Source organism: Pseudomonas sp. S8 (genome assembly GCF_050473925.1).
GTDB classification, from domain to species: Bacteria; Pseudomonadota; Gammaproteobacteria; order Pseudomonadales; family Pseudomonadaceae; genus Aquipseudomonas; species Aquipseudomonas parakoreensis.
In genome coordinates this window covers 4,908,107-4,926,528 of the sequence record NZ_JBFDVZ010000016.1, presented here as the reverse complement: position 1 = coordinate 4,926,528, position 18,422 = coordinate 4,908,107, and the positions used below count along the sequence as shown (strand labels likewise).

General features: G+C 60.9%; 14 protein-coding genes. 11 read left to right on the top strand and 3 right to left on the bottom strand.

From position 1 onward, the window contains the following. Positions 1-43: 43 nt before the first annotated feature. Positions 44-1,099 (bottom strand): biotin synthase BioB, encoded by a 1,056-nt coding sequence (bioB, locus tag AB1J88_RS23300; protein ID WP_430292072.1) that lies wholly within the window; start codon positions 1,097-1,099, stop codon positions 44-46. 91 nt (positions 1,100-1,190) lie between these two features. Here bioB and AB1J88_RS23295 point away from each other — a divergent pair, with 91 nt between their 5' ends. The 5 genes from AB1J88_RS23295 (at position 1,191) to rarD (ending at position 6,970) form a co-directional block, all read left to right on the top strand. After that, positions 1,191-1,925, top strand: coding sequence for a ComF family protein (locus AB1J88_RS23295; RefSeq protein WP_222018039.1), 735 nt, complete (start codon positions 1,191-1,193; stop codon positions 1,923-1,925). A gap of 102 nt (positions 1,926-2,027) precedes the next feature. Continuing rightward, entirely contained in the window at positions 2,028-2,792 is a 765-nt protein-coding gene (locus tag AB1J88_RS23290) for a TOBE domain-containing protein (RefSeq protein ID WP_430292071.1), read from the top strand. Positions 2,793-2,862: 70 nt separating this feature from the next. Further along, positions 2,863-4,764: a PhoX family protein gene (locus AB1J88_RS23285; RefSeq protein WP_430292070.1), complete on the top strand. Its 1,902-nt coding sequence runs from the start codon at positions 2,863-2,865 to the stop codon at positions 4,762-4,764. Between the two features lie 183 nt (positions 4,765-4,947). Continuing rightward, a complete protein-coding gene (locus tag AB1J88_RS23280) occupies positions 4,948-5,922 on the top strand; it encodes a serine/threonine protein kinase (RefSeq protein WP_430292069.1) in 975 nt (324 codons plus the stop codon). Positions 5,923-6,082: 160 nt separating this feature from the next. Beyond that, positions 6,083-6,970, top strand: coding sequence for an EamA family transporter RarD (gene rarD / locus AB1J88_RS23275; RefSeq protein WP_222018031.1), 888 nt, complete (start codon positions 6,083-6,085; stop codon positions 6,968-6,970). A 223-nt stretch (positions 6,971-7,193) separates the two neighbouring features. On the opposite strand, the gene AB1J88_RS23270 is transcribed toward rarD, so the two are convergent. Next, a complete protein-coding gene (locus AB1J88_RS23270; protein WP_430292068.1) occupies positions 7,194-7,712 on the bottom strand; it encodes a glycine cleavage system protein R in 519 nt (172 codons plus the stop codon). 634 nt (positions 7,713-8,346) lie between these two features. Here AB1J88_RS23270 and AB1J88_RS23265 point away from each other — a divergent pair. Then, positions 8,347-10,524: a malate synthase G gene (locus tag AB1J88_RS23265; RefSeq protein WP_430292067.1), complete on the top strand. Its 2,178-nt coding sequence runs from the start codon at positions 8,347-8,349 to the stop codon at positions 10,522-10,524. A 147-nt stretch (positions 10,525-10,671) separates the two neighbouring features. On the opposite strand, the gene AB1J88_RS23260 is transcribed toward AB1J88_RS23265, so the two are convergent. Further along, the gene (locus tag AB1J88_RS23260) at positions 10,672-11,118 is read right to left on the bottom strand and encodes a response regulator (protein ID WP_041069952.1); all 447 of its coding nucleotides are present in this window, start codon (positions 11,116-11,118) and stop codon (positions 10,672-10,674) included. Between the two features lie 259 nt (positions 11,119-11,377). On the opposite strand from AB1J88_RS23260, the gene AB1J88_RS23255 reads away from it, so the two are divergent. The 5 genes from AB1J88_RS23255 (at position 11,378) to AB1J88_RS23235 (ending at position 18,414) form a co-directional block, all read left to right on the top strand. Then, on the top strand, positions 11,378-13,312 hold the full coding sequence (locus AB1J88_RS23255; RefSeq protein WP_430292066.1) for a putative nucleotidyltransferase substrate binding domain-containing protein: 1,935 nt from the start codon (positions 11,378-11,380) through the stop codon (positions 13,310-13,312). Beyond that, positions 13,309-14,016 carry a 3'-5' exonuclease gene (locus AB1J88_RS23250; protein ID WP_430292065.1) on the top strand — a complete coding sequence of 236 codons (708 nt, stop codon included), beginning with the start codon at positions 13,309-13,311 and terminating at the stop codon, positions 14,014-14,016. The genes AB1J88_RS23255 and AB1J88_RS23250 overlap by 4 nt, the downstream gene beginning before the upstream one ends. A 215-nt stretch (positions 14,017-14,231) precedes the next feature. Further along, complete coding sequence (locus AB1J88_RS23245) at positions 14,232-14,750, top strand: RNA polymerase sigma factor (protein WP_041070166.1); 519 nt, start codon at positions 14,232-14,234, stop codon at positions 14,748-14,750. Then, the gene (locus tag AB1J88_RS23240) at positions 14,747-15,718 is read left to right on the top strand and encodes a FecR domain-containing protein (RefSeq protein ID WP_430292064.1); all 972 of its coding nucleotides are present in this window, start codon (positions 14,747-14,749) and stop codon (positions 15,716-15,718) included. The genes AB1J88_RS23245 and AB1J88_RS23240 overlap by 4 nt, the downstream gene beginning before the upstream one ends. A 269-nt stretch (positions 15,719-15,987) precedes the next feature. Then, positions 15,988-18,414: a TonB-dependent siderophore receptor gene (locus AB1J88_RS23235; protein ID WP_430292063.1), complete on the top strand. Its 2,427-nt coding sequence runs from the start codon at positions 15,988-15,990 to the stop codon at positions 18,412-18,414. Positions 18,415-18,422 lie beyond the last annotated feature (8 nt).

Below are 18,422 nucleotides of genomic sequence, written 5' to 3'. Positions count from 1 at the left end.
TGGCAAGCCAGCTCCCACAGTGTTTTGCATCGCATCAAAAAACTTAGATGGCAGCGTTATAGAACTGCTCGCTGCTCTTCTGCTCCACCAGCGCCTGCTCGATCGCGGCCTGATGCACCTCATCGGCATGCTCTTCACGGGCTTCTGGCTGAATACCCAGACGCGCGAACAGTTGCATGTCCTTGTCGGCCTGCGGGTTGGCAGTGGTCAGCAGTTTGTCGCCGTAAAAAATCGAGTTGGCACCGGCAAAGAATGCCAACGCCTGCATCTGCTCGTTCATCGCTTCGCGGCCGGCGGACAGGCGCACGTGGGATTGCGGCATGAGGATGCGCGCCACGGCAAGCATGCGGATGAAATCGAACGGATCGACGTCGTCGGCGTTTTCCAGCGGCGTACCGGCCACTTTCACCAGCATGTTGATCGGCACCGACTCCGGATGCTCCGGCAGGTTAGCCAGCTGGATCAGCAGGTTGGCGCGGTCGTCCAGCGACTCGCCCATGCCGAGAATGCCGCCGGAGCAGATCTTCATCCCCGACTCACGCACGTAGGCCAGGGTCTGCAGGCGCTCGCTGTAAGTGCGGGTGGTGATGATGCTGCCGTAGAACTCCGGCGAGGTGTCGAGGTTGTGGTTGTAGTAATCCAGGCCAGCCTTGGCCAGCGCTTCGGTCTGCTCCTGATCGAGACGCCCAAGGGTCATGCAGGTTTCCAGACCCATGGCTTTCACGCCTTCGACCATCTTCAGCACATACGGCATGTCTTTGGCCGACGGGTGCTTCCACGCGGCCCCCATGCAGAAACGGGTCGAGCCGATGGCCTTAGCGCGGGCAGCCTCTTCGAGGACTTTCTGCACTTCCATCAGCTTTTCTTTTTCCAGGCCGGTGTTGTAGTGACCGGACTGCGGGCAGTACTTGCAGTCTTCCGGGCAGGCGCCGGTCTTGATCGACAGCAGCGTGGAAACCTGCACCCGGTTGGCGTTGAAATGTGCACGGTGCACCGTCTGCGCCTGGAACAGCAAGTCGTTGAATGGCTGTACGAAGAGCGCTTTGACTTCGGCTAAAGACCAGTCGTGACGCAGGATGGCAGAGGTGCTGGCGCTCATGGGCAGTTCCTTGGTTATGCTTGGCTGGCGGCTGCGGGAACGGAATACCCACAGGCGCGACACGGATGTTCGGCATATTTAAGGAAGAGTCATGCGCTGTCAACCACGATACGCACAACAGGTTTACATCTGTTTAAAAAACGTACAGACCTGCTTGCTGTGCGATGAGCCCGCAGAAGCAGAATTGCCAATGTGCGTCGCCTGTGAAACCGAGCTGCCCTGGCTCGGCGACCAGTGCCAGACGTGCGCGTTGCCGATGCCGGCTGTCGGTCTGACCTGCAGCGAGTGCCTGCTAGAGCCGCCGGCGTTCGAACAGGTGGTCGTGCCGTGGCGCTATGACTTCCCGGTGGACAGTCTGATTACACGCTTTAAACACAAGGCGAAATGGCCGTTTGGTCACCTGCTCGCCGACGTTGCCGGACAATACCTGCAACATCGCTTCGATGAGGGATTGCCACGACCCGACGCGTTGGTGCCGGTGCCATTGGCCAGCAAACGACTGCGCCAACGCGGGTTCAATCAAGCGGCGATGCTCGGGCGATGGTTGAGCCAACAGCTGGATCTGCCTTTTGAGGAACAGGCGCTACGGCGGGTCCACGACACCAGCGCCCAGCAGGATCTCGACGCCAAGGCGCGCAAGCGCAATTTGCGTCATGCCTTCGCGCTGAACCCTGACACCGATGTGAAAGGTCGGCACTTCGCATTGATCGATGACGTGCTGACCACCGGCGCCACGGCCCAGGCATTGGCGCGACTGCTAAAAAATGCAGGCGCAGCGCGGGTTGACGTGTATTGCCTGGCGCGCACCCCAAAACCAGGGAATTGAAAGTCAGCACAATCCCCTTGTGGGAGGACAGTGTGTGGCTTGACTCTTGTGGCTCAAGCCGCCAACTTCACTTTCCACCGCCATCGTGAAAAGCCCCCCTCCATGTCCATGCCGTCTCTGTTATCCCAGCACATCGTCCGCCGTCCGCAGCGCATCGCCCTGCTGCAACACATTGCCGAACAGGGCTCGATCACCCGCGCGGCAAAAAGCGCCGGGCTGAGTTACAAGGCCGCTTGGGATGCGATCGATGAGTTGAACAACCTGGCGCAGAAGCCATTGGTGGAACGTGCGGTCGGCGGCAAGGGCGGCGGTGGCGCCAGATTGTCCAGCGAAGGCGAGCGGGTGTTGCGCCTTTATCAAAAGCTGCAGGCCTTGCAGGCGCAGGTACTGGAAGCCGCTGAAGACGCCAGTGATCTGGATCTGATCGGGCGATTGATGCTCAGAACCAGCGCCCGCAATCAACTGCACGGCAAAGTCGTGAACATCGAAGGTCAGGGCCGCAATGACTTGATCCGCCTCGAACTGGCTGAAGGCCTGTGGATCAATGCACAGATCACCCACGACAGCACCGTGCATCTGGAACTGCAACCGGGCACTGAAGTGGTGGCATTGATCAAGGCCGGCTGGCTTGAACTGCTGGCGGCGGACCAAGCTGCAACATCTGGACACAATCTACTGAGCGGCACCCTCGAAGCCATTCTCGATGCCGAGGACGGCCCCAGCGAAGTGCGCATCGCTTTGCCCAACGGCCAGACGCTCTGCGCTCTGGCTGAGCCGCTGCAGCTTCGCACCCGCGGGCTGAGTGTCGGGCAACCGGTGCAGGTGCAGTTCTCGCCGTCCAATGTGCTGATCGGCACGCCGCTGTAATCAGGCGCTGCAACGAAAGCGTAATCGACGCTCATTAAGGTGGCTGCCAAAACCAAGCAGGGAGCCTGATGTGAGCCTATTAGAAGAAAACCAATCGACAGACCTGGAAAAAATGGTCGGCCTCAGCCGTCGCGGTTTCATCAGCGCCGGTGCGCTGTGCGGCGCCGCCATGTTCCTCGGCGGTAACCTGCTCAGCCGCAGCGCGCTGGCCACCAGCATCAGCGCCGGCAACAGCCGCTTGCTGGGTTTCGAGAGCATTCCCGCCGCCACCACCGACGTCATCAGCCTGCCCAAGGGCTACAAGTCCTCGGTGCTGATCAGTTGGGGTCAGCCATTGCACAAGAACGGCCCGGCGTTCGACCCGAGCGGCAATGGCACCGCCGCCGCACAGGAAGTGCAGTTCGGTGACAACAACGACGGCATGAGCCTGTTCGAATTCCCCGACGACAGAAACCGCGCGTTGATGGCGATCAACAACGAATACACCAACTACCGCTACCTCTACCCGCACGGCGGCATGCCGCAATCGGCCGAAGACGTGCGCAAGGCGCTGGCCTGCGAAGGTGTGTCGGTGATCGAAGTGCAGCGCAAGAACGGCCAATGGCAGTTCGTCCAGGGCTCGCGCTACAACCGGCGCATCCACGGCAACTCGCCGTTGCGCATCAGCGGCCCGGCGGCGGGTCACGAGCTGATGAAGACGGCCGCCGACAAGCATGGCAAGAGAGTCCTCGGCACCTTCCAGAACTGCGCCAACGGCAAGACACCGTGGGGCACCTATCTGACCTGCGAAGAAAACTTCACCGACTGCTTTGGCAGCAGCAACGCCCAGCAGCAGTTCGACCCGGCGCAGAAGCGTTACGGCGTGTCGGCGGCCAGCCGCGAGATCAACTGGCATCCGTTCGATCCACGCTTCGACATGGCCAAGAACCCCAACGAGCTCAACCGTCACGGCTGGGTGGTCGAGATCGATCCGTTCGATCCGCAATCGACCCCGGTCAAACGTACCGCGCTGGGTCGCTTCAAACATGAAAACGCCGCGCTGGCCGAGACCGACGACGGCCGCGCCGTGGTGTACATGGGCGACGACGAACGGGGCGAGTTCATCTACAAATTCGTCAGCCGCGACCGCATCAACCACCGCAACGCCAAGGCCAACCGCAACATCCTCGACCACGGCACTTTGTACGTGGCGAAATTCGATGCCGGTGACGGCAACCCGGATCATCCAAAAGGCCAGGGCCAGTGGATCGAACTGACCCATGGCAAGAACGGCATCGACGCCAGCAGCGGTTTCGCCGATCAGGCCGAAGTGCTGATCCACGCCCGCCTCGCCGCCAGCGTGGTCGGCGCCACGCGCATGGACCGCCCGGAATGGATTGTGGTCAGCCCGAAGGACGGCCAGGTCTATTGCACCCTGACCAACAACGCCAAGCGCGGCGAAGACGGGCAGCCGGTGGGCGGGCCGAACCCGCGCGCGAAGAACGTCTACGGGCAGATCCTGCGCTGGCGCACCGACCGCGACGATCACGCCTCGAAGACCTTCGCCTGGGATCTGTTTGTGGTCGCCGGCAATCCAGGCGTCCATGCGGGTACGCCGAAGGGCGGTTCGTCGAACATCACCTCGCAGAACATGTTCAACAGCCCCGACGGGCTGGGCTTCGACAAGGCCGGGCGCCTTTGGATTCTGACGGACGGCGACTCAAGCAATGCCGGCGACTTTGCCGGGATGGGCAACAACCAGATGCTCTGTGCCGACCCCAAGACCGGCGAGATTCGCCGCTTCATGGTCGGGCCGATTGGTTGCGAAGTCACCGGGATCAGCTTCTCGCCGGACCAGAAGACCCTGTTTGTCGGGATTCAGCACCCGGGCGAGAACGGTGGTTCGACCTTCCCCGAGCATCTGCCCAATGGCAAGCCGCGTTCATCGGTGATGGCGATTACCCGTGAGGATGGCGGGATCGTCGGCGCCTGACAGGCCCTAATCGCTGGCAAGCCAGCTCCCACAGGTTCTGCGCTGATTTGAAAATAGTGCAAGACTTTGTGGGAGCTGGCTTGCCAGCGATAGCGTCCTCCCAGACACCAACCCACTCCCCCGCTGCCATCTGCGCTACCATGCTGGGCCGGACGCGGCAGCCTGCTGCGCGCAGGAGTCAGCATGGCCCACCCGTTTGAAACCCTTACACCCGATCTCGTGCTCGATGCCGTCGAAAGCATCGGTTTCCTCAGCGATGCGCGCATTCTCGCGCTCAACAGCTACGAAAACCGCGTCTATCAGGTCGGCATCGAAGACTCCGAACCGCTGATCGCCAAGTTCTATCGCCCGCAGCGCTGGACCAATGACGCCATCCTCGAAGAACACCAGTTCACCTTCGAACTGGCCGACGTCGAAATCCCGGTGGTGGCGCCGCTGATCCACAATGGCGAAACCCTGCACGAGCATGCCGGTTTCCGTTTCACCCTGTTCCCCCGTCGCGGCGGGCGTGCGCCGGAGCCGGGCAATCTCGATCAGTTGTATCGCCTCGGCCAGTTGCTCGGGCGCATTCATGCGGTCGGCGCCAGCAAGCCGTTCGAACACCGTGAAGCACTCGGCGTGCAGAACTTCGGCCATGCTTCGCTGGCAACATTGCTTGAAGGCAACTTCATCCCCAAGAGCCTCCTGCCAGCCTACGAGTCTGTGGCCCGCGACTTGCTCAAGCGTGTCGAAGACGTCTACGCCGCCACCCCGCACCAGAACATCCGCATGCACGGCGACTGTCACCCCGGCAACATGATGTGCCGCGATGAAATGTTCCACATCGTCGACCTCGACGACTGCCGCATGGGCCCGGCCGTGCAGGACATCTGGATGATGCTGGCGGGCGATCGTCAGGAATGCCTCGGCCAGCTCTCGGAACTGATGGATGGCTACAACGAATTCCACGACTTCGATCCGCGCGAACTGGCGCTGATCGAACCGCTGCGCGCCCTGCGGCTGATGCACTACAGCGCGTGGCTGGCGCGGCGCTGGGACGACCCGGCGTTTCCGCACAGCTTTCCTTGGTTCGGCACCGAACGGTATTGGGGCGATCAGGTGTTGGCGTTGCGTGAGCAACTGTCGGCGCTCAACGAAGAACCTTTGAAATTGTTCTGAATTCAAGATCAAAAGATCGCAGCCTTCGGCAGCTCCTACATGGATCGCATTCCCCTGCAGGAGCTGCCGAAGGCTGCGATCTTTTCGCTTTCTGACACGACACTTCTATACAACCTCCTTACAATCCCTCCTTTGTTAGCTGCCTAAGCAAGGACTCTGCATGCAAGCCGCCAACCCGCGTCGCGGGTACATTCTGGGCCTGAGTGCCTACATCATCTGGGGCCTGTTCCCGATCTACTTCAAAGCCATCGCCGAAGTACCCGCTGTCGAGATCATCATTCACCGGGTGCTGTGGTCGGCACTGTTCGGCGCCCTGTTGCTGATGGTGTGGAAGCATCCGGGCTGGTTGCGTGAATTGCTCGACAACCCCAAACGCCTGGCGATTCTGGCCCTGAGCGGTACCTTGATCGCGGCCAACTGGCTGACCTACGTGTGGTCGGTGAACAACGGACGCATGCTCGAAGCGAGTCTCGGTTACTACATCAACCCGCTGGTCAACGTGCTGTTGGGGATGCTGATTCTCGGCGAACGCCTGCGGCGCATGCAGTGGATCGCCGTGGGGCTGGCGGCCATCGGCGTGGCGCAGCAAGTGTGGCAGGTCGGCAGTCTGCCGTGGGTGTCGCTGGTGCTGGCGCTGACCTTTGGTTTTTACGGTTTGATCCGCAAACAGGCGCCGGTCAAAGCCTTGCCGGGGCTGGTAGTGGAAACCTGGATGCTGGTGCCGATCGCCATTGTCTGGTTGTTGTTCAACCAGACCGCGACCAGCGCACAACCCGAATTCTGGACCACCTCGCAAGCCTGGTGGCTGGTAGCCGCCGGCCCGGTGACGCTGGTGCCGCTGGTGTGCTTCAACGCTGCCACGCGCCACTTGCCTTACACCACCATCGGCTTCCTGCAATACCTGGCGCCAACCCTGGTGCTGCTGCAGGCAGTGCTGCTGTTCGGCGAACATTTGTCGTCGAGCACCCTGATCGCGTTCATCTTTATCTGGGCCGGTCTGGCCGTTTACAGCGTCGATGCGGTGATCAGTTTGCGTCGGCGCAGCTGATCAAAAAACGCACAAAGCTTTGCAGGCCACGATTCTCGTGGCCTGCAACGTTCCTTCCCAAGGTTATCCACAGCGTGATCCCCGCCGTTTGTGCGCAAGTCACTGAATGCTGGCGGTTTTTTGATCAGTTCCCGGCAAGCCACAGCCCGCGTGGCGTTGCGCCCGGTCTCTACAGGTTATCCACAGGCAGGTGCACGTTAAAACTGGATAACCCTGGCGGCGCTTAAACGTCTGTGCGTAACACCAGTTCGACCATCAGATCATCGGCCAGGGTTTCCAGGCGCGATTGCAGCACGTCCAGCGACAGGGTCAGCGGCACCGCGAGAATTGCTTCGGCGTGGAATAACGGCTCGCTGCTCATGGGCGCCGGGCGCACTTCGGTCACCAGCCGCTCGAGGTTCACCCCCTGCTCGCTGAGCAAACGGGTGATGTCGCGCACGATGCCCGGACGGTCGTTGCCCACCAGCTCCATGGCGATCGGTTTCCAGGTACAGGACTGCTCGATGCCGCTCTCGGCAATCAGCACACGAATGCCCTGCGCCGACAGTGCTTGTAGGGAATCGACTAATTCGTCGTAAGCCTCCGCCGGCACGCCCACCCGCAGAATCCCCGCGAACTGCCCGGCCATCCGTGACATGCGGCTTTCCAGCCAGTTACCGCCATGCTCGGCGATGCATTGGGCGATGCACTCGACCTGCCCGGGCTTGTCCGGGGCAAACACAGTGAGTACGAGATGGTCCATGGCGCAGCCCTCTTGTCATGACTTTTGTTATAGAAAGGCAAGTATAGGCAAGGGTTTGATTCAGCCCAGGCAGCAGACCTGTGTCCTGGTTTTGGATGCAACCTGTGGCGAGGGGATTTATCCCCGATCGGTTGCGCAGCAGCCGTAAAACCTGTCAGCTCGGTCTACCTGTCAGCGCGCAGGGGGCGGCTTCGCCACCCATCGGGGATAAATCCCCTCGCCACAGAGTGTGCACCGAAGGGGATGCCATAGCAGGCAGAAAGCATTTATGTGTACAACTTTTTATATTTAACTGGAACAATCTGCTGGTTTTTTGAGAACATCCCGTTCCGCGACGTGACCGCAATGCGTCATGAGGTCGCAGAACGACGTAATTAGTCTGATTTTCACAAGCGCAACTCATCATGTAGTATGCCGCAGCGCGCACTACATAACGCTGGATCGATGTCTGCCCAAGGCACGTTCGCAATCCTGAAAGCCCCGTCAGCAAGGCCCCCAAGCCGTTGATTGGTCCCAGCCCAGCCGCCAGCAATGGCATGTACTGGTCGGAAGGTTTGTGGTTTAAATGGCCAGAGGCTTCATTGTTAAATTGAAGAGCTGAAAAGCGAAATAGCTGAGCAGAGTGAGGCAAGCAATGACTGAACACGTTCAAGTCGGTGGCCTGCAGGTCGCCAAAGTCCTGTTCGACTTCGTGAACAACGAAGCCATTCCCGGTACCGGCCTCACCGCCGAAAAATTCTGGGAAGGTGCCGACAAGGTCATTCATGACCTGGCGCCGAAGAACAAAGCCCTACTCGCCAAACGCGATGACTTCCAGGCTCGTCTTGATGCCTGGCATCAGGAACACGCCGGCCAGGCGCACGACGCCGTGGCCTATAAAGCCTTCCTGCAAGAAATCGGTTATCTGCTGCCAGAAGCGGCTGATTTCCAGGCAACGACGCAAAACGTCGATGATGAAATCGCCCGCACCGCCGGCCCGCAACTCGTGGTGCCGGTGATGAACGCCCGCTTCGCCCTCAATGCCTCGAACGCCCGCTGGGGTTCGCTGTACGACGCCCTGTATGGCACCGACGCGATCAGCGAAGACGGTGGCGCGGAAAAAGGCAAAGGCTACAACAAGGTGCGTGGCGACAAAGTCATCGCCTTTGCCCGTGCGTTCCTCGACGAAGCGGCGCCACTGGCTGCCGGCTCTCATGTCGACTCCACCGGTTACAAGATCGCTGACGGCCAACTGCTGGTCTCCCTCAAGGGCGGCAGCAACACCGGTCTGCGCGACGATGCTCATCTGATCGGTTTCCAGGGCGATGCCAATGCCCCGATCGCGATCCTGCTGAAAAACCACGGCCTGCATTTCGAAATCCAGATCGACGCCAGCACCCCGGTCGGCCAGACCGACGCCGCCGGCGTCAAAGACATCCTGATGGAAGCGGCACTGACCACCATCATGGACTGCGAAGACTCCGTGGCCGCCGTCGATGCCGACGACAAAGTGGTGATCTACCGCAACTGGCTCGGCCTGATGAAGGGCGACCTGTCCGAAGAAGTCGCCAAGGGCGGCCAGACCTTCACCCGCACCATGAACCCGGATCGCACCTACACCAAGGTCGATGGCAGTGAACTGACCCTGCACGGTCGCTCGCTGTTGTTCGTGCGTAACGTCGGTCACCTGATGACCATCGATGCGATCCTCGATAAGGATGGCAACGAAGTGCCGGAAGGCATCCTCGACGGTCTGGTGACCTGTCTGGCGGCGATGCACAACCTCAACGGCAACACCTCGCGCAAGAACACCCGCACCGGCTCGGTCTACATCGTTAAACCGAAGATGCACGGCCCGGAAGAAGCGGCGTTCACCAACGAGTTGTTCGGCCGCATCGAAGACGTGCTGGGTCTGAAACGCAACACGCTGAAAGTCGGGATCATGGACGAGGAGCGCCGCACCACGGTCAACCTCAAGGCCTGCATCAAGGCGGCCAGCGAGCGCGTGGTGTTCATCAATACCGGTTTCCTCGACCGTACCGGCGACGAAATCCACACCTCCATGGAAGCCGGCCCGATGGTGCGCAAGGCCGACATGAAGGCCGAAAAGTGGATCGGCGCCTACGAGAACTGGAACGTCGATATCGGTCTGAGCACCGGCCTGCAAGGTCGTGCGCAAATCGGTAAAGGCATGTGGGCGATGCCCGACCTGATGGCAGCGATGCTCGAACAGAAAATCGCTCACCCACTGGCCGGCGCCAACACCGCCTGGGTACCGTCGCCGACCGCTGCTGCGCTGCACGCGCTGCATTACCACAAGGTCGATGTATTCGCCCGTCAGGCCGAACTGGCCAAACGTGCCCGTGCTTCGGTGGACGACATCCTGACCATTCCGCTGGCGGTCAACCCGAACTGGACCCCGGAGCAGATCAAGAACGAACTGGACAACAACGCCCAGGGCATTCTCGGTTACGTGGTGCGCTGGATCGACCAGGGCGTGGGTTGCTCGAAAGTGCCGGACATCAACGACGTGGGCCTGATGGAAGACCGTGCGACGCTGCGGATCTCCAGCCAGCACATCGCCAACTGGCTGCGCCACGGTATCGTCACCGAGGCGCAAGTGATGGAAAGCCTCAAGCGCATGGCGCCGGTGGTTGACCGGCAGAACGCCAACGACCCGCTGTACCGTCCGCTGGCACCGAACTTCGACAGCAATATCGCCTTCCAGGCGGCGGTCGAACTGGTGATCGAAGGCACCAAACAGCCGAACGGCTACACCGAGCCGGTTCTGCACCGTCGTCGTCGCGAGTTCAAGAAGGCCAACGGCCTGTAAATTTGCGCTGATGTGAAAAAGCCCTGGTCGAGAGATCAGGGCTTTTTCTTTGGAAAGCAAAATCAAAAGATCGCAGCCTTCGGCAGCTCCTACAAGTGATCTCATGTAGGAGCTGCCGAAGGCTGCGATCTCTTGATCTGCAAAAAGTCAGGGCTCAATGCCCAATTCGTGTTTGACCAGGCCCAGCAACTTGGCCGTATCAATCGGCTTGAGCAGAAAATCCACCACGCTCAGATGCATCGCGGCAATCGCGTCTTTTACATCGGCATCGCCGGAAACAATGATGATCGGCATCGCTGCCCGCACCGATTCGCGTACCTGGCGGATCAAGTCCAGACCATCGACGTTGCCCATGCGCAGATCCGTGATCACCAGACCAATCGAGGGTTTTTCCGCGAGCATCTTCAGTGCGGTTTCACCGCTGGCGGCGGTCATGCAGTGAATACCGTCCAACGCGAGAATCTCCGACAACAGCTCCCGGGCGTCCTTGTCGTCATCGACGATCAGCACACGCTGCGGCGGCAAGTCGGGTTCGAGCATGACAGCGCTGAGCGCTTCACGCTCGGCGTCGCTCAAAATATCGTGGTCGGACATGGCACTCTCTACGTTTTCAATTCAGTCACCTGGCACAGTCGTCAGACATCGCTAAGCACAGCTTCAATGTGCACTTCGTCGGATTTTTTTCCAAGAGGCTGACGCGATAATTTCCGACTGTTTTTGTAGGGTTCTTCCCAAATGTGCCGAACGGCAACCCCAACCTAGACTTACGTCCAATGGGCACCCTGCACGCAGGGGCCGACGATGGCTGCAACGATCCGACAACAACAATTCAAAAAAGACTGCGGTAATGGTTATGAGTAAAGCGGACGCCTTCACCCAGGCAGGGAAGACCGCGGTGTTGCAGAACATTCAGGGCACCCTGCAATTCCTCCAGCGCTTCCCGCCTTTCAATCAGATGGAACACGCCCACCTGGCTTTTCTGGTGGAGCAATGTCAGCTGCGCTTCTATGGCCAGGGCGAAAGCATCATCAAACCTGCCGACGGGCCGGTCGAATATTTCTACATCGTCAAACAGGGCCGCGTGATCGGCGAGCGTCAGCACATCACCCGGCCCGGCACCGAAACCACCTTCGAGATCACCACCGGAGAATGCTTCCCGTTGGCCGCACTGATTGGCGAACGGGCCACCCGCACCGAACACCTGGCCGGCGAAGACACCTTCTGTCTGCAGTTGAACAAACCGGCGTTCATCAAGCTGTTTGCCCTGTCCGGCAGTTTCCGCGATTTCGCTCTGCGCGGGGTCAGCAGCCTGCTCGATCAGGTCAACCAGCAAGTCCAGCAGAAAGCCGTGGAAACCCTCGGCACCCAGTATTCGCTCAACACCCGCCTCGGCGAATTGGCGATGCGTCATCCGGTGACCTGCAGCCCGGACACGCCACTGCGCGAAGCAGTGAAGCTGATGCACGAGCAACAAGTCGGCAGCATCGTCGCAGTGGATGAACACAAGGCGCCGCTGGGGATCTTCACCCTGCGCGATCTGCGCGAAGTGGTCGCCAATGGCAGCGGCGATTTCAGCGAAACCATCGAGCGGCACATGACCTGTTCGCCGTTCTTTCTGTCGCCGGATCACAGCGCCTTCGACGCAGCGATTGCCATGACCGAACGGCACATCGCCCACGTCTGTCTGGTCAAGGATCAGCGTCTGTGTGGCGTGGTCTCCGAGCGCGATCTGTTCTCCCTGCAACGGGTCGATCTGGTGCATCTAGCCCGGACCATCCGCAGCGCCCAGCGCATCGAGCAACTGGTGAGTCTGCGCGGCGAGATCGGCCAACTGGTCGAACGCATGTTGGCTCACGGTGCGTCTTCGACGCAGATCACTCACATCATCACCCTGCTCAACGACCACACCGTGTGCCGGGTGATCGAACTGACCCTCGCCGAAAAAGGCGACCCCGGCGTGCCGTTCAGTTGGTTGTGTTTCGGCAGTGAGGGCCGGCGCGAACAGACGCTGCACACCGATCAGGACAACGGCATTCTCTTCGAAGCACGGGACGCGGCGCAGGCGGCGGAGATTCGCGGCAAGCTGCTGCCGATCGCCCAGCAGATCAACCAGAGCCTGGCGCAGTGCGGCTTCAGCCTGTGCAAGGGCAACATCATGGCCGGCAACCCCGAGCTGTGCCTGTCCCGGGCAGAATGGGCGCGACGCTTTGCAGCGTTCATTCGCGAGGCGACGCCGGAGAACCTGCTCGGTTCGAGTATCTATTTCGACCTGCGGGTGGTCTGGGGTGACGAGAAAGGCTGTGCGCAACTGCGCCGCGGCATTCTCGACCAGGTCGGCGACAACCGTTTGTTCCAGCGCATGATGGCCGAGAACGCGCTACGCAATCGCCCGCCCGTGGGGCGTTTCCGCGAGTTTGTGCTGGCGCGCAAAAACGGCGAGAAAGCCACCCTCGATCTCAAGGTCCAGGGCCTGACGCCCTTCGTCGATGGCGCGCGCCTGTTGGCGCTGGCGCATGGCATCGAAACCAACAACACCCTCGAACGCTTGCGTCAGCTGGTCGAAAAACAAGTCATCGAACGGCTCGACGGCGCGGCGTATGAAGAGGCCTACCACTTCATCCAACAGACGCGCATGCAGCAGCATCAGATCCAGACCCGTGAGAATCTGCCGTGGTCCAACCGCGTCGACCCGGACAGCCTCAATCATCTGGACCGGCGCATCCTGCGTGAATCGCTGCGCCAGGCGCAGCGCCTGCAAAGCAGCCTGGCCTTGCGGTATCAGTTATGAGCCTGTTTTCGTGGCTGCGGCCGGCCAGCCCACTGCTGTCGGCAGACCTGCAACAGCGCCTGGCAAAACTACCGACCATTGGCGAACTGAAAGAATGCAGCCTGCGCGAGCAGCGCTGGGTGGTGCTCGATCTGGAAACCACCGGGCTGAACCTGAACAAGGATCGCGTGTTGTCGATCGGTGCAGTGGTCATCGAGGACGGCGCAATCGACTTCAGCCAGCAGTTCGAACGCACCCTTCAATGCCGGGAGCTGAAGCTCAGCCCCAGTGTGTTGATTCATGGCCTGGGGCCGAACGCGATTGCCGCCGGCAGCGACCCGGCCGAAGCGCTGCTGGAGCTCATGGAGTTTATCGGCGACAGTCCGGTGCTGGCGTTTCATGCGCCCTTCGATCAGCACATGCTCGGACGCGCCCTGAAGGAGCACTTGGGCTACAAGCTGCAGAACGTGTTTCTGGATGTCGCGGACATGGCGCCGCTGTTGTGCCCGCAGGCGAATATTCGCGAGGCCGGGCTGGATGAATGGATCGACTGGTTCAGGCTTGAGGTGTTCGAGCGGCACAACGCGAGTGCCGATGCGCTGGCCACGGCGGAGCTGGCGTTGATCCTGTTCAGCCGGGCGCGGCAGCAGCAGATTCATAGTCCATTGAATATGCAGCAGCGCTTGAGTCAATGGAAACGCCGTCAGCAGGCACCCTCCTTCTAGATTTTCGGCCGAACCACATCCCCTGTAGGAGCTGCCGCAGGCTGCGATCTGTTGATCTTGTTGTTAAAGCAAGATCAACAGATCGCAGCCTGCGGTAGCTCCTACAGGGCTCACCGTTAACTTCACCCGACCAGTGGCCAATTGCTAACCATTCCCACCTCTGCGAGAATCGCGAACAATTCTCGTTGGTTAACATTTCCCAATCGGTGCGTCTGGTGTCGTCAGTCCCAAGCCCTCACAGTGAAATCGTCGGTGCGTTGTATCGCGACCATCGCGGTTGGCTACTGAGCTGGCTGCGGCGCAATGTAGCTTGCCCGCAACGGGCCGAAGACCTGAGCCAGGACACCTTCGTGCGCCTGCTCGGTCGCGATCAACTGCTGACCCCGCGCGAACCCCGGGCGTTTCTGGTGGCGATCGCCAAGGGCCTGTTGTTCGACTACTTCCGTCGCGCCGCGCTGGAACAGGCCTATCTCGCCGAATTGATGCTGATCCCCGAAGGCGAACAACCTTCGGTGGAGGAACAGCAGTTGATCCTGGAAGACCTCAAGGCCATCGACCGACTGCTCGGCAAACTGTCGACCAAGGCCCGCGCCGCTTTCCTTTATAACCGCCTCGACGGCCTCGGCCACGCCGAAATCGCCGCGAAGCTCGGCGTCTCGGTGCCGCGCGTGCGGCAATACCTCGCGCAAGGCATTCGCCAGTGCTACATCGCCCTCTACGGTGAGCCGACATGAATCCGGCCAGCTCCAAACCGGTCTCGGCCCAGGTGCTGGACGCGGCGATTGCCTGGCAATTGTCGCTGGATTCCGGCAGTCCGCTGGAGCGCGAGGAGTTCGCCAAATGGCATGCGGCCCATGAAGAACACGCCCGCGCCTGGCGCCAACTGGGCATGCTCGATCAGCGCTTCAACGTCGCCAACGGCCCGGCCCGCGCTGCGTTACTGCAATCGCGCGAAGGCATTCGGCGGCGCGTGCGCAAGCTCGGCAGCGGATTGGCCAGCGTGGTGGCGGTGATCGGTCTGGCGCTGTTTGCCGGTGATCGGTATTTGCCGCTGGATTACTGGCTTGCCGATCAACGCACCGCCACCGGCGAACAGCGCACGGTACGCCTGGCCGATGGCACCGTGCTCAATCTCAACACCCACAGCGCGGTGGATGTGCGCTTCGATGCCAGGCAGCGGCTGATCGTATTGCAGGAAGGCGAGATCATGGTCGAGACCGGTCACGGTGATGCGCGGCCGTTCATCGTCGAAACCCGCGAAGGCAGCATGCGCGCATTGGGGACACGGTTTCTGGTCAAGCGTGAAGACCAAGGCACGCGTCTGAGCGTCCTGCAATCGGCGGTGGCGGCGCATCCGCAAAGTCATCCTGACGAGCAGATCCTGCGCGAAGGCCAGCAGGTGTTGATCCGCAATGACGGCCTCGACGCGGTCGCCGCGCTCACGCCCGACGCCGATGCCTGGACCCGCGGCATGCTGGTGGTGGACAACGCGCGACTGGAAGACCTGGTGCATGAACTGGCGCGTTATCGCCGCGGATATCTGGGTGTGGCGCCGGAAGTCGCTGACCTGCGCATCACCGGCAGTTTCCCACTGCACGACACCGACAAGGCCTTGAGTGCGCTGCTGCCGACCCTGCCGGTACAGATCGAGCAGCACACGCCGTATTGGGTCACGGTGGCCAAAGCAGATACAAAACCCTGATTTATCTGGTGCCCGAGCGGCCGCCATCGCTGGCAAGCCAGCTCCCACAGAGATCGATGGTGAATACCAATTCTGTGAGCTGCGCTGAACCTGTGGGAGCTGGCTTGCCAGCGATGAGGCCGCCCGCAACTGCACAAAACCAATGTTGCCACGCGAATCGGCTGCCCCACTCCCAGTTAATCGACATTATTTTCATCCAGCCCTATCACTTTTCAATTCTCGTCCGGCACACAGGCAATTGAGAAATATTTCCATTCAGGAGCCTTCGCATGTCCCGTTCGCTAGACACCTTGTTGCGCCCCAGTCTGCTGGCCGTCGCCATTGCCCTCAGCGCGCCGCTGATCAGCAACCCGTTGCTCGCCGCTGAACAGGCGTCCAACGTGCGTACCTACAATCTGCCGGCGGCGCCGCTGTCGACCACGCTGAACCAGATCGCCAGCCAGGGTGGCCTGGCGCTGTCGCTCAATCCGTCGCTGGCGGCGGGCAAGACCTCGGCGCCGGTCAACGGGCAATACGACGCCGCCGGCGCTCTGCGCGCAGCGCTGCAAGGCACCGGTCTGCAACTGGAACAAAGCAGCACGGGCACCTACAGCCTGGTTGCCGTGCCTGAAGGGACACTGGCGCTGCCGGAAACCGCCGTGATCGGCGTGGAAAACCTGGAAACGGCCTGGGGCCCGGTCGAAGGCTACACCGCCACCCGCACCGCCGCCGGCACCAAGACCGACACCGCGCTGGTCGAAGCACCGCGCTCGATCTCGGTCGCCACCCGCCAGCAAATGGACGACCGCAGCGTGCACAGCCTCGATGACGCCGTGCGTTATATGCCGGGCATCACTGCCAGCAGCTACGGCAGTGACACCCGCGCCGACTGGCTGCGCGTGCGTGGCTTCGAGCCGACCCAGTTCCTCGATGGCCTGCCACTGCCAAAAGGCGTGTACGCCAACCCGAAACAGGAAACCTGGAACCTCGATCGCCTCGCCCTGCTGCGCGGCCCGGCCTCCTCCGTCTACGGCCAGACCCCACCGGGCGGCCTGCTGGACATGGTCAGCAGGCGCCCCAGCAGCGACGCCAGCAGCGAAATCCAGTTGCAGTACGGCAGCGACAACCACCGCCAGATCAACTTCGCCAGCACCGGCAAGATCGACGACGCCGGCCAGTTTCTCTACGGCATCAGCGGGGTGGTGCGCGACAGCGACACGCAGATCGATCACATCGAAAACAAGCGCTACAACATCGCGCCGAGCCTGACCTGGAACATCGACGACGACACCAGGTTCACCCTGCTGAGCCAGTTCACCCGCGACGATACCGGCATTACCAGCCAGTTCCTGCCGGTGCAGGGCACCAAGATCGACATGCCGTTCGGTAGCGTCTCGCATCACAAAAACCTCGGCGACCCGGATTGGGAATACTACGACCGCACTTACTACGCGCTCGGTTATGCGTTTGAACACCGGCTGAACGATGTCTGGCAGTTCAAGCAGAACCTGCGTTACACCAAGTCAGATCTGTCGTTCCAGGCCTTGACTGTCGGTTCTTACCCGTACACCCAGGTGGACGATCAAGGCAACGTCGGGCGCACCAGCACCAGCGTTGACGAAGACATCAGCCAGTTCGCGGTGGACAACAACTTCCAGGCCGACTTCGCCACCGGTGACATTCGCCACACCGTGCTGTTGGGGCTGGATCACCAGCGCAGCAACACCAACTACCTGTCGATCTACGGTGACGGTCTGAAAACCAACGTGCTGAAGCCGATCTACGGCCAGCCGATCGTTCGTCCGGATCGCTCGACCGCGTATTACGACTACGACCAGAAGACCTACCAGACCGGCCTCTACGTGCAGGACCAGATGGCCCTCGACCAATGGCGCCTGACACTGGGCGGTCGTGAAGACTGGGTCCACACCGGCACCAAATTCTTCAACAAGGCCGACGCGACCAACACCCAGCGCGACAAGAACTTCAGCGGTAACGCAGCCCTCAGCTACGTGTTCGACTCAGGCTTCGTCCCGTACATTTCCTACGCCGAATCCTTCCAGCCCACCACCGGCGCCGACGCCTCCTCCACCGGTTCGCTGAAGCCGACCGAAGGCAAGCAGTGGGAAATGGGCGTCAAGTACCAGCCACCGGGCAGCAAGACCCTGCTGACCGCCGCCGTGTATGACCTGACGCAGAAAAACGTCGCAGTCACCACCACCGTCGGCAACACCCCGATCACCAGCCAGACCGGCGAAGTGAAAGTCAAAGGCCTGGAACTGGAGGCGACCTCGGACGTCACCGATAACCTGAAAGTGATTGCCGCCTACACCCTGGCCAAGTCCGAAGTGCAGAAAGGCGACTACAAAGGCAACCGCCTGCAGCTGATGCCGAACCAACAGGCCTCGCTGTGGACCGATTACACCTGGCACAACGGCGTACTCGACGGCTTCGGTATCGGCGGTGGCGTGCGTTACACCGGCAACACCTACGGCGATCAGGGCAACACTTGGCTGGGCAAGGCCAATGCTTACACCGTGTTCGATGCCTCCGTGCACTACGACCTCGGTCGCCTGGACAACAGCCTCAAAGGCGCATCGGTCGCGGTCAATGCCACCAACCTGTTCGACAAGGACTACATCTCCACCTGCGACGGCTTCTATTGCTACTACGGCGACCAGCGCAGCGTCGTCGCCAGCGCCACCTACAAGTGGTAAGCGCGTGA